A 12460-nucleotide genomic window follows, 5' to 3' on the forward strand; every position below is an offset into this window, starting at 1 on the left:
GCTCAACCTACAAGGCCGCGTCGATCTTTTTGGCTGCGTCTTCGCTCACCCACGCATGCCAGACTTCAGGATGTTCCTTGAGGAAGATTTTCGCCAGTTTTGGTGACTCGATCCGCTCTTTGGCCATGCGCCCGAGGTTCTGGTTGAGCAGGTCGATTGGCAGGTTGACCTTTTCCAGCACGGCCACCAGTTCCGGAGCTTGCTCGTGGAAAGTCTTGGACAGGCCGACCTTGATGGTCACTTCCTTGTTCACGCCTGGTTTCTCTTCGAGTTTCACCAGGTCAACCTGGCCCATCAGCGGGGTTGGCGACCAGTAGTAGAACAGGATCGGCTCGCCACGCTTGTAGCTCGACAACACCGCGGCATCCAGTGCCGGACCGGTGCCCGGACGGAAGTTGGTGTAGGTGCTTTCCAGGCCGTAGCTTTTCAGCATTTCGCTGTTGTCCAGCTCACAGGTCCAGCCGGCCGGGCAGTTGTAGAAACGGCCCTTGGATGGCTCTTCCTGATCCTTGAACACGGCAGCGTATTTACCCAGATCGGCAATCGCTTTCAGGTCCGGAGCTTTAGGCTCCAGTTTGCGCTTGGCGTCGCCTTCGATCACGTAACGCGGCACGTACCAACCTTCGACAGCACCCACGACAGGCGCGCCGACTCCGACGACCTTGCCGGCCTTCTCGGCCTTGTTCCAGACTTCGCTACGACCAACCCACTCTTCGGCGAAGATTTGAATATCGTTGCTGCTCAGGGCGTTTTCCATGGTGATGGAGTTGCCCGGCAGGCTGTCGGTCTTGCAGTCGTAGCCTTTCTCCAACACGACTTGCAGCACGTCGGTCAGCAGCATGGCGCTTTCCCAGTTCAGGCCGGCAAATTTCACCGGTTTGCCCGACTCGCACCAACCCGCCGCCTGAGTGGCGCCGGCGCTGGCCAGCAGGCCCATGGAAAGCAATGTGGTCAGCAGGGTCTTGTTCGATTTCATTGTAGTGACGCTCCTAATCATGAGTTGGCTTACGGCAGTCAAGAGGCATCCAGCCCTGTCCACGTCCAATCAGGCCTGCGCCGCAGCGCGACCGGCCCCGCTTGTTATAGGTGCTGCATCGCTGTCCTGCTCGACCGGCAGAATCAGGTGATCGGGTACTGCGCTGTGCCATTTTTTCGCGCACACGTAATACAGGCCTGCGGGAACTACCAGACCGATGATCCAGGAAATATCCACATCACCCAGGGCCGCCACCAGCGGACCGGTATAGAACTTGGTGGAGATGAACGGCAACTGCACCAGCACACCGAAGACATAAACGCTGATACCGAGGACGTTCCAACGGCCGTAGCGACCATTCGGATCGGCCAGCGCCGGCACGTCATAGCGCTCGCGGGTGATGCAGTAGTAGTCCACCAGGTTGATAGCGCTCCATGGCGTAAAGAACGCCAGCAAAAACAGGATGAAGGACTTGAACGCACCGAGGAACGAGTGCTGACCGAGCAACGCCATCAGGGTCGCAGCGCCGACGATGACCAGCACGAAGACCAGACGCTGCAAGCGCGTTACTTTCAGATCACCACGAAAACCGCTGATGACGGTCGCAATGCACATGAAGCTGCCGTAGGAGTTCAGCGTGGAGATGGTGACCTTGCCAAACGCGATGCTGAAATACAGCAACGCAGCGGTGGCACCGGTACCGCCCAAACCAACGATGTAGGCCACTTCATGGCCGGCGAATTGGCCGTTGGCCGAAGCGGCGGCAAACACGCCGAGGATCATCGCCACTTGTGCGCCAATCACCGAACCCGCGCCAGCGGCGAAAAAGGTTTTCACCGAAGACGTCTTGCTCGGCAGGTAGCGTGAATAGTCAGCCACGTAAGGACCGAAGGCGATCTGCCAGGACGCCGCGAGCGACACCGCCAGCAGGAAGCTGCTCCAGCTGAAGTGGCGGATTTGCAGGAGTGCACCCACGTCCGTCTGGCTCATCAGGCGGCTGAACAGGTAAACAAAGGCAATCACACCAATGACGCTAGCGACACGGCCGATCCAATGGATCACCCGATAACCGAGCACCGTCACCAGCACAATGACACTGGCGAAGATCAGGATGCCGACGCTGTCGCTGACACCAAACAACTGGCCCAGCGCCTGACCGGAAAGAACGGTTCCCGTTGCGGTGAAGCCGAGGTACATCAAGCAGACCAGCACGATCGGGATGGCCGCGCCATAAACGCCGAACTGTACCCGGCTGGAAATCATCTGCGGCAGGCCAAGTTTTGGCCCTTGCGCCGCATGCAGCGCCATTACGCCACCGCCGAGCAATTGACCGATCAACAGACCGATCAACGACCAGAACACGTCACCGCCCAGCACCACGGCCAGGGCCCCGGTGACAATCGCGGTGATTTGCAGGTTGGCACCCATCCACAGGGTGAACTGGCTCAACAGACGACCGTGTCTTTCCGCTTCCGGGATGTAGTCGATCGAACGTTTCTCGATCAACGGTTTACTGCCTGCACGATCGCTGTTAACAGCCATGATTCAACCTCTGTGGATTGTTATTGGAGATCACTCGGTCCCTGTAGGAGCTGAGCTTGCTCGCGATAGCGGTGTATTTGATGCACCGCGTTATCGTTCATCGCGAGCAAGCTTTGCTCCTACGGGCAAGCATTACTTGCCGGTAATCATCGGCAGGTTCAGCCCTTGTTCCTTGGCGCAGTCGATCGCGATCTGGTAACCCGCATCGGCGTGACGCATGACGCCGGTCGCCGGGTCGTTGTGCAGCACGCGAGCGATACGCTCGGCCGCTTCGTCAGTACCATCGCAGACAATCACCATGCCCGAGTGCTGGGAGAAGCCCATGCCGACGCCGCCGCCGTGGTGCAGGGAAACCCAGGTCGCGCCGCTCGCGGTGTTGAGCAGAGCGTTGAGCAGTGGCCAGTCGGACACGGCATCGGAACCGTCCTGCATCGATTCGGTTTCGCGGTTCGGGCTGGCTACCGAACCGGAGTCCAGGTGGTCGCGACCGATCACGATTGGCGCGGACAATTCACCGCTGCGAACCATTTCGTTGAATGCCAGACCGAGCTTGGCGCGCAGGCCCAGGCCAACCCAGCAGATACGTGCCGGCAGACCCTGGAAGCTGATGCGCTCGCGCGCCATGTCCAGCCAGTTGTGCAGGTGGGCGTCGTCCGGGATCAGTTCTTTGACCTTGGCGTCGGTTTTGTAGATGTCTTCGGCGTTGCCCGACAGTGCAGCCCAACGGAACGGGCCGATACCGCGGCAAAACAGCGGACGGATGTAAGCGGGTACGAAGCCTGGGAAGTCGAATGCGTTCTCGACGCCTTCTTCTTGGGCCATCTGACGGATGTTGTTGCCGTAGTCGAAGGTCGGAATACCCATCTTCTGGAATTCGAGCATCGCTTTAACGTGCACGGCCATGGATTGCTTGGCGGCTTTGACGACAGCGGCTGGCTCGGTCTTGGCGCGAGCACGGTACTCTTCCCAGGTCCAGCCGGCTGGCAGGTAACCGTTCAGCGGGTCGTGGGCGCTGGTCTGGTCGGTGACCATGTCCGGGCGCACGCCGCGCTTGACTAGTTCCGGCAGGATTTCAGCCGCGTTACCCAGCAGGGCGATGGAAATCGCTTTGCCTTCTTTGGTGTATTTGGCGATACGTGCCAGAGCGTCGTCGAGGTCGGTGGCTTGCTCATCGACATAACGGCTGTTCAGGCGGAAATCGATGCTGACCTGCTGGCATTCGATGTTCAGCGAGCAAGCGCCGGCCAAGGTCGCGGCCAGTGGTTGAGCGCCGCCCATGCCGCCGAGGCCTGCGGTCAGGACCCAACGACCTTTCAGGTCATCGTTATAGTGCTGGCGACCGGCTTCGACGAAGGTTTCGTAGGTGCCCTGAACGATGCCCTGGCTGCCGATGTAGATCCAGCTGCCGGCAGTCATCTGGCCGTACATGGCCAGGCCTTTGGCGTCCAGTTCGTTGAAGTGTTCCCAGCTCGCCCAGTGTGGCACCAGGTTGGAGTTGGCGATCAGTACGCGCGGGGCATTGCTGTGGGTCTTGAACACGCCGACCGGCTTGCCGGATTGCACCAGCAGGGTCTCGTCGTCGTTCAGGTTGGTCAGGCTTTCGACGATCTTGTCGTAGCATTCCCAGTTACGTGCCGCACGACCGATACCACCGTAAACCACCAGTTCTTTAGGGTTCTCGGCGACTTCCGGGTCGAGGTTGTTCATCAGCATGCGCAGCGGCGCTTCAGTCAGCCAGCTCTTGGCGGTCAGCTTGTTACCGCGGGCAGCGCGGATTTCAACATCACGAAACTTGGTCATTTTATTGTCAGTCACGAAAGAGACTCCTCAGCGATCAATCCAAACCTGAATCAGTGGACGCTGCGAGGAGTCTCGATCGACTCATACGCATACGTCTTTACTTGTACATACAAGCATATGCAATCAAGCGGCCAACTTGCTGGATGAGTGTTCAAGAAAAGTTTTGAAAGGGCTGGAAAGCGCCTGGATCAAGGGTTCTGGCAAAGATGAAATTTTTCGGGGGGATTTTGCGAGGAGGGTTACAGCTGTTACTTGAGCGTGGTTTTGCGCCACGCTGGGGCATTCGGTAACAAGTTGGTGCGCGCTGGGGAACATTGAAAAGCAAAAAGATCGTCCGAAGGCTCGGGCCGCGTTCGGACGATCTTTTGGGGATTTTGAATCAGCGTGCGATCAGTTCGATCACACAGCACTGGCCATTGCTGGAGACTTCCAGCAGGCCGGCGTTACCGTCAAGTTGCAGGCAATCATGGCGACCGAGTTGTGAGGCGCTGTTACCGACCTTTACTTCAAGCTCGTCGGTGACACTGAACACGAGTACGGTGCCTGCAGAGCTGAAAAACCGCTGCTCGCCGTCCAGCCACTGCAATCGCGCGCTATAACGCTGCGGCGCATAAATCAGGTTGAAGTCGCGGATCGGCCCACCGAGCAATGTGCAGGAGACCTGGCTCTCGCCGCTGAAAGCAAATGGGTCCAGCGGTAACAATGGCTGCGTGTCCTGGCCATCAACCCGCAAGGTCATGCCGTCGCCTTGCAGCACCGTGATCACTCGTTCATAGCCAGCGAATGTCGAAAAACCGCCCGACTCGCCGATGTCGGCAATCGACAGGCGCCAACCGAAACCATCGAGACCAGTGCCCGCATCACGGGTGATTTCTTCAGTGCTGCCGCCGCCGTTTTTCCATGGCATGCGTGGGTAATCTATTGCGCGTAGAACCTTGAACTGACTCATTTATGCTCTCTATTTATTCTCTCTATTTATGAAAACGACCTTCCAGACGATGACGGGAACCGGGGTGGATCAAACGGGCGGCGGTCACTGGCTGACGGCCGGACCAGGTGCGGCGACGAATCAGCAGGCACGGCTCGCCCTTTTCAATCTGTAGCAATTTGCACTCGCTGGCCTCGGCCAGAATCGCCTCGACCACATGTTCGCCTTCAGTCAGCGGCGCGACCTGGTTCAGGTAGGCGTATGGCGTTTGCAGGGTGAAGTCCTGCTTGAGGTAGTCCGGCGCCACCAGTGCGTTGACGAAACGGTCTTCGATTTGCACCGGGATGTCATTTTCGAAATGCACGATCAGCGAGTGAAAGACTTTCTGGCCTTCGCGCATGTCCAGGGCAAGTGCGCGCTCGGAACCGGCAGCCTCTTCTTCGAGGGTGATGACCTTGCAGGTATGGCGATGGCCACGGGAGGCGATTTCGTCGGCGATGTTGTGCACTTCAAACAGCGCGGACTGACTTTTCGGCTCGGCGACGAACGTGCCGACACCCTGCATGCGCACCAGCAGACCGTCGGCGGTCATCTCGCGCAGGGCGCGGTTGATGGTCATGCGACTGAAACCCAGCTGGTTGACCAGCTCGCTTTCCGACGGAACGCGGTAGTGCGGCGGCCAGTTTCCACTGTCGATTTGCTGGGTGATCATCTGTTTGACGCGGGCGTACAAGGGCGCCGGACTGTCGCCCAGATTGGCGCTCAGATTGGCATTCGGCGGCAATGTGGCAGACGGAGTTGGCACGGTTAATCCTTGTTCGTTTAGTAAAGGTTGCTAGCTTGCCGGAGTTTACCGAGCAGGCAAACGTCTGTATATGTATATACAAATAACACACGATGGGGTGCTGAACCATGTCCGCCTTCTTTGCCGAACGCGCGCTGCTGCCTAGTGGATGGGCCAACAATGTACGTCTTGAAGTCAGCGCCGATGGCGTGTTGACCCATATCCAGGCCGATTCCAACGCAGATGGCGCCGAACGGCTAAGCGGTCCGCTGCTGCCGGGTATGCCGAATTTACACTCCCACGCCTTCCAGCGGGCCATGGCCGGGCTGGCGGAAGTGGCGGGGAATCCGAATGACAGTTTCTGGACCTGGCGCGATTTGATGTATCGCCTCGTCGGAAAAATCAGCCCGGATCAACTCGGCGTCATCGCTCGTCAGCTGTACATCGAAATGCTCAAGGCCGGTTATACCTCGGTCGCGGAATTTCATTACGTACACCACGACACCAACGGCCAGCCTTACGCGGACCCGGCCGAACTGGCGCTGCGCATCAGCCAGGCCGCCCGCTCCGCCGGGATTGGCCTGACCCTGCTGCCGGTGCTCTACAGCCATTCCGGTTTCGGCGGCCAGGCCCCGAACGAAGGCCAGCGCCGCTTTATCAACAGCACCGAAAACTACCTCAAGCTTCAATCGCGCTTGCAGCCGATCCTGGCGCAGCAACCGGCGCAGTCGCTGGGTTTGTGTTTCCACTCGTTGCGCGCGGTAACACCGCAGCAAATCAGCGAAGTGCTGGCAGCCAGCGACAAGCAGTGCCCGGTGCACATCCACATCGCCGAACAGCAGAAAGAAGTCGATGACTGCCTGAGCTGGAGCGGCCGCCGTCCACTGCAATGGCTGTACGAGAACACCGAGGTCGATCAACGCTGGTGCCTGGTTCACGCGACCCACGCCAACCCGGAAGAAGTCACGCTGATGGCCAAGAGTCGCGCCATCGCCGGTTTGTGCCTGACCACCGAAGCCAACCTCGGCGACGGAATCTTCCCGGCGGTGGATTTCCTCGCTCAGGGCGGGCGCATGGGCATCGGTTCCGACAGCCATGTGTCATTGAGCGTGGTAGAAGAGTTGCGTTGGCTGGAATATGGCCAGCGTCTGCGCGACCAACGGCGTAATCGTTTGTATGGCGCGGATCAGCCTATGGTTGGCCGCACGCTGTACGACGCGGCGCTGGATGGCGGCGCTCAGGCGATGGGTCAGCCGATTGGTGCGCTGGAAGTTGGCAAACGTGCGGATTGGCTGGTGCTGGATGGCAACGATCCGTACCTGGCGACGGCCAGTGGCGACGGAATTCTCAATCGTTGGTTGTTTGCCGGCGGTGATCGCCAGGTGCGGGATGTGCTGGTCAATGGCCAGTGGGTTGTGCGCGACGGGCGTCATGCAGGGGAAGAAGAAAGTAACCGCGCCTTCACACAAGTCCTGCGCGATCTCCTAGGCTGACGCAAAAAAATGTGGGAGCGGGCTTGCTCGCGAAAGCGGACTGTCAGTCAACATCTCTGTTGAATTTGATGACCCCTTCGCGAGCAAGCCCGCTCCCACATTGGTTATGCGCTAGACGTTAGTTAGAGGTCTTGGCCATCTGCGTGTCGGTCGCGCGCCAGATCAGCCGCGTAGTGTCGTAGCCCTGCTGACGTGCCTTGCTCAACAGTTCTTCACGCACTACGCCATTGACCGTCGGGGTCCGTGACAGCAGCCACAGATACTTGCGGCTCGAATCGCCAACAATGGCGGTCTTGTAGTCATCGCTGACGTACAGCACCCAGTACTCTCCCTTCGCCACACCCGGGATCAGCCGCGAAAACCAGGTATCGAACTCGACCCACAGCTTGTCGGTTTTGCCAGGCTCCTGTGGCCAGGCCACGCCTTTGGCCTCTTCCCATTGCCAGTCTGCCGTCAGGCAGCGATTGAGCACCAACACCTTGCCGTCAGGCTTGAGCGTGTAATGGGCTTCGGATTGCGCGCAATTGCGCTGGAAATACATCGGCAGACGAGCCAACTCGTACCAGGTCCCTTGGTACTTCTTGAGATTGACGCTATTGGCGGTTTTCGGCGCCAACGGATCTACGCCGGAAGTGGCGCAGCCGGCCAATACCAGGCCGGCTAAAAGGACTATCAGTAACCGCTTCATTATTTTTCTCCCGTGGGCGCATCGCCCCGGATTACTTCAGGCCTTGGCCAGAAAACATCAGCACTTTGTCACCGGCGTACTGCACGCTGATAAAGCTGTTCTTGTCGCCCCAAGTGCAACTGGACATGCCCAGTGCGCCCGAGCAATCGGCGGGTTTGCCCAGTAAGGTTTCTACTTCGGCCTTGGGCATGCCTGACGACAGCTTCGAGTAGTTTTCCTGATTAACCTTGCTGCACGCGGCCAACAACACGCAGAACGAAAGCAGGGCGATAGAACGCAGCGACATGGTGTAGCTCCTGGGGCGAAGGGGAATGGCATGGCTGCCAAGCTGAAGCTTAGAAGAGAAAACCCTTGTCTGGTTCCCTGTCCGGCCGGCTATTTATCAGGCCGCTCGTCTGTCTTGTTTCGAAAAATCAGCAACTTTCTTTCGCTATTGAGTATTTCGTCGGTTTTCACAAAATCCGCCTAATCTTTGGCGCCGGTCAGTCGACATAAAAGCAGCGCAACGCCCACGACTGTGGCAAATTGACGCCCCTTTGTTGACCAGCCTCTCCGCGGTAGCTCATTTAATGACCAGAAACATGAAGTTCAGCCACAAGATCTTGTTGGCTGCCGCCCTCGTGGTGGCCGTTGCATTCGCTTGTTTCATCCTCTTCAACGACTATCGCCAGCGGCAAACCCTGCGCAGCAGTACCGAATCCTCGATGCAGGAACTCGGCAGCCTGACCACCAGCAACATCCAGACCTGGCTGGAAAGCCGCATTCAGTTGCTGCAATCGCTGTCTCAGCAGATCGCGGTGGACGGCAGCGCCCAGGCCAACCTCAAGCGCGCCATCGACCTGCCCGCCTACACCAGTAATTTTCAGCTGAGCTACTTCGGTGGCACCGACGGCGTGATGTTCTCGGTCCCGGCCGGCAATCGTGCCGCGGATTACGACCCCCGCGCCCGCGGCTGGTACAAGGCGGCCAACGGCGCGCAACAGACCATCGTCACCGAACCCTACATCGCCGCGTCGTCGGGCAAACTGGTGATCACCGTTGCCACCCCGGTGAAACATCAGAATCAAATGATCGGCGTCGCCGGCGCAGACATCGACTTGTCCAGCGTCAGCGCGATCATCAACTCGCTGAACTTCGGCGGCCACGGCCACGCGTTCATCGTCAGTGCCGACGGCAAGATCCTGATTCACCCGGACAGCAAACTGGTGCTCAAGAGCCTGACCGACGCCTACCCGAACGGCGCGCCGAAAGTCAGCCCGGGCATGAAAGAAGTCGAGATCGACGGCAAGACTCAATTCATCTCCTTTACCCACGTCAACGGTGTGCCCTCGGCAGACTGGTACGTGGCGCTGGTGCTGGATCAGGACACCGCGTTCTCGATGCTCAGCGAATTTCGCACCTCGGCGATCATCGCCATGGTCATTGCCGTGGTGATCATCATCGCGCTGCTGGGCATGCTGATCAGCTTCTTGATGCAGCCGCTACTGACCATGGGCCGCGCCATGCATGACATCGCGGAAGGCGAAGGTGACCTGACCAAACGCCTGACCATCCACGGCCAGGACGAATTTGGTGCGCTGGGCACCTCGTTCAACCGTTTTGTGGAGCGTATTCATACGTCGATTCGCGAGGTGTCCTCGGCCACCGGCCAGGTCAACGAAGTCGCCTTGCGTGTGGTTGCTGCGTCGAATTCGTCGATGTTCAACTCCGACCAGCAAGCCTCGCGCACCAGCAGCGTCGCCGCCGCCATCAACGAGCTGGGCGCCGCCGCCCAGGAAATTGCTCAGAACGCCGCCCTCGCCTCTCAGCATTCGAGCGATGCTCGCGCATTGGCCGAGGACGGTCAGCAAGTCGTCGATAAAACCATCGCGGCGATGCAGCAGCTCTCGGCGAAGATCAGCGATTCGTGCGGCAACATCGAAACGCTCAACAGCAACACCGTGAACATCGGGCAGATTCTGGAAGTGATCACCAGCATCTCCCAGCAGACCAACCTGCTGGCACTCAACGCCGCCATCGAAGCGGCCCGTGCCGGTGAAGCCGGTCGCGGTTTTGCCGTGGTAGCAGACGAGGTGCGTAACCTCGCGCACCGTACTCAGGATTCGGCACAGCAAGTGCAGAAGATGATCGAGGAACTGCAAGTCGGCGCCCGGGAAGCCGTGATCACCATGACCGACAGCCAGCGCCAAAGCGAAAGCAGCGTCGGCATCGCCAACCAGGCGGGCGAACGTCTGGGCAGCGTGACTCAGCGTATCGGTGAGATCGACGGGATGAACCAGTCGGTGGCTACTGCGACGGAAGAGCAGACGGCGGTGGTGGAGTCGATCAACGTCGACATCACCGAGATCAACACGCTGAACCAGGAAGGCGTGGAGAACCTGCAGGCGACGTTGCGCGCGTGTTCAGACCTTGAGCAGCAGGCGGCGCGGCTTAAACAGTTGGTTGGCAGCTTCCGGATCTAAAGCGCTTTTAAAGGCCTCATCGCGAGCAAGCTCGCTCCCACACTTGATTTGTGTCATGCACAAATCTCCTGTGGGAGCGAGCTTGCTCGCGATGACGGCATCAGCCGCGATGAAGATTTAGAACCTTGAACCAGGCCCCGAAAGAAACTCCAACTCCTCAGCCGTAGACTCCCTTCCCAACACCGCATTGCGATGCGGAAACCGTCCAAACCGCGCAATCACTTTCTGATGCCGCTCGGCATAATCCAGGTTATCGGCAAACACCGCCCGATCAGCCTCAGGTTGCTGCGCCACCAGATCGATAAACCGCGAAACCGCCTCGTTCTGCACCGCCAGATTCTCGCAATGCTCAAACACCAGATAGATGAACACCCGCTGAATCGGCCGTAGTTGCCGATCGAAATCCGCAGCAATGCCTTGCGCTACCAGTGCCTGAGCCCTGAGATCGCCTGAAAAGGATTTGGGAGTGTCGCGATAGATCATGCGCGGAAGTTGATCGAGCAGCAGCACCAGGGCCAGCCAACCTTCGGGGCGTTGCGCCCACTCGGTCAATCCGCCGGCCAGTGCCTGCTCGACCCAGTCCCCGAAACGCGTGCGCGCTTCGAGGTCCTGGCTGTCGCGCTTGCCGAACCATAACTTGCCCTTGTCAGCCGATATTTCGTTGGGGAATTCGAGCGTTCCGAACCACCATTCGAGCAACGGCTGCCAGGGCGCGGTCATGGTTTATTCCTTGTGGTAAGCCGTGACGCGTGCGACTTCTTCTTTCGAGCCGAGGAACACCGCGACACGCTGGTGCAAGCCGTCAGGCTTGATGTCGAGAATGCGCTGATGGCCATCGGTGGAAGCGCCGCCAGCCTGTTCAACCAGGAACGACATCGGGTTGGCTTCGTACATCAGACGCAGCTTGCCCGGCTTGGACGGCTCGCGGCTGTCGCGTGGGTACATGAACAAGCCACCACGGGTCAGGATGCGGTGCACGTCCGCGACCATCGCGGCGACCCAGCGCATGTTGTAGTTCTTTTTCAGCGGGCCTTCGTCGCCAGCCAGCAATTCGCTGACGTAGCGTTGTACCGGAGCTTCCCAGTGACGCTGATTGGACGCGTTGATCGCGAATTCCTGAGTGGACTCCGGAATCTTGATGTCTTCATGGGTCAGCACGAAGCTGCCCATTTCGCGGTCCAGGGTGAAGCCTTTTACGCCGTCGCCCAAGGTCAGGATCAACATGGTCTGTGGACCGTAGATCGCGTAACCGGCAGCCACTTGCTCGGTGCCTGGCTGCAGGAAAGCCTTTTCGTTCAAGGGCTCGTTTTGGCTCAGGTATTCGTTCGGGCAACGCAGCACCGAGAAGATAGTACCGACCGGCGCGTTGATATCGATGTTCGACGAGCCGTCCAGTGGGTCGAATACCAGCAAGTACGCGCCTTTCGGGTATTTGCCCGGGATCTGGTAGGCGTTGTCCATTTCTTCGGACGCCATGCCGGCCAGGTGACCGCCCCATTCGTTGGCTTCGAGCAGGATCTCGTTGGAGATCACGTCGAGTTTCTTCTGCACTTCACCTTGGACGTTTTCAGTGCCCATGCTGCCCAGAACACCACCGAGGGCGCCTTTGGACACGGCGTGGTTGATCTCTTTGCAAGCACGCGCCACCACTTCGATCAGGAAACGCAGATCGGCAGGGGTGTTATTGCTACGGGTCTGCTCAATCAAATAGCGACTCAGGGTAACGCGGGACATGGAAGGCTCCGGTGGAATGGGGGGCTAAAAACCCGCGCAGTTTAACGCGAGTC

General features: G+C 58.9%; 11 protein-coding genes. 2 read left to right on the plus strand and 9 right to left on the minus strand.

Features of this window, described 5'->3' with window-relative positions:
* Positions 1 to 7: 7 nt before the first annotated feature.
* The 5 genes from ACSQ87_RS29785 to hutC form a co-directional block, all read right to left on the minus strand.
* Positions 8 to 976, minus strand: coding sequence for an ABC transporter substrate-binding protein (locus ACSQ87_RS29785; protein WP_123361141.1), 969 nt, complete (start codon positions 974 to 976; stop codon positions 8 to 10).
* Between the two features lie 69 nt (positions 977 to 1045).
* Positions 1046 to 2518 carry a purine-cytosine permease family protein gene (locus tag ACSQ87_RS29790; protein WP_436274955.1) on the minus strand — a complete coding sequence of 491 codons (1473 nt, stop codon included), beginning with the start codon at positions 2516 to 2518 and terminating at the stop codon, positions 1046 to 1048.
* 132 nt (positions 2519 to 2650) lie between these two features.
* Positions 2651 to 4318 (minus strand): urocanate hydratase, encoded by a 1668-nt coding sequence (gene hutU, locus ACSQ87_RS29795; protein WP_223431153.1) that lies wholly within the window; start codon positions 4316 to 4318, stop codon positions 2651 to 2653.
* Positions 4319 to 4697: 379 nt separating this feature from the next.
* Positions 4698 to 5267 (minus strand): HutD/Ves family protein, encoded by a 570-nt coding sequence (locus ACSQ87_RS29800; RefSeq protein WP_436274956.1) that lies wholly within the window; start codon positions 5265 to 5267, stop codon positions 4698 to 4700.
* 22 nt (positions 5268 to 5289) lie between these two features.
* Positions 5290 to 5958 carry a histidine utilization repressor gene (gene hutC / locus ACSQ87_RS29805; protein ID WP_236713266.1) on the minus strand — a complete coding sequence of 223 codons (669 nt, stop codon included), beginning with the start codon at positions 5956 to 5958 and terminating at the stop codon, positions 5290 to 5292.
* A gap of 200 nt (positions 5959 to 6158) precedes the next feature.
* On the opposite strand from hutC, the gene ACSQ87_RS29810 reads away from it, so the two are divergent.
* Positions 6159 to 7523 (plus strand): formimidoylglutamate deiminase, encoded by a 1365-nt coding sequence (locus ACSQ87_RS29810; protein ID WP_436274957.1) that lies wholly within the window; start codon positions 6159 to 6161, stop codon positions 7521 to 7523.
* Positions 7524 to 7641: 118 nt separating this feature from the next.
* On the opposite strand, the gene ACSQ87_RS29815 is transcribed toward ACSQ87_RS29810, so the two are convergent.
* Together ACSQ87_RS29815 and ACSQ87_RS29820 are read right to left on the minus strand one after the other, a co-directional pair.
* Complete coding sequence (locus tag ACSQ87_RS29815) at positions 7642 to 8211, minus strand: lipocalin family protein (protein ID WP_223431143.1); 570 nt, start codon at positions 8209 to 8211, stop codon at positions 7642 to 7644.
* 31 nt (positions 8212 to 8242) lie between these two features.
* Positions 8243 to 8497: a lipoprotein gene (locus ACSQ87_RS29820; RefSeq protein WP_046052167.1), complete on the minus strand. Its 255-nt coding sequence runs from the start codon at positions 8495 to 8497 to the stop codon at positions 8243 to 8245.
* 283 nt (positions 8498 to 8780) lie between these two features.
* On the opposite strand from ACSQ87_RS29820, the gene ACSQ87_RS29825 reads away from it, so the two are divergent.
* Positions 8781 to 10673, plus strand: a complete 1893-nt coding sequence (locus tag ACSQ87_RS29825) for a methyl-accepting chemotaxis protein (RefSeq protein WP_150656760.1) — start codon at positions 8781 to 8783, stop codon at positions 10671 to 10673.
* 117 nt (positions 10674 to 10790) lie between these two features.
* On the opposite strand, the gene ACSQ87_RS29830 is transcribed toward ACSQ87_RS29825, so the two are convergent.
* Positions 10791 to 11393, minus strand: a complete 603-nt coding sequence (locus ACSQ87_RS29830) for a DUF924 family protein (protein ID WP_223431144.1) — start codon at positions 11391 to 11393, stop codon at positions 10791 to 10793.
* 3 nt (positions 11394 to 11396) lie between these two features.
* Positions 11397 to 12407 carry a class 1 fructose-bisphosphatase gene (locus ACSQ87_RS29835; RefSeq protein ID WP_150656762.1) on the minus strand — a complete coding sequence of 337 codons (1011 nt, stop codon included), beginning with the start codon at positions 12405 to 12407 and terminating at the stop codon, positions 11397 to 11399.
* Positions 12408 to 12460: the final 53 nt, after the last annotated feature.

This window comes from Pseudomonas sp. LjRoot277 (assembly GCF_964253845.1).
GTDB lineage: Bacteria > Pseudomonadota > Gammaproteobacteria > Pseudomonadales > Pseudomonadaceae > Aquipseudomonas.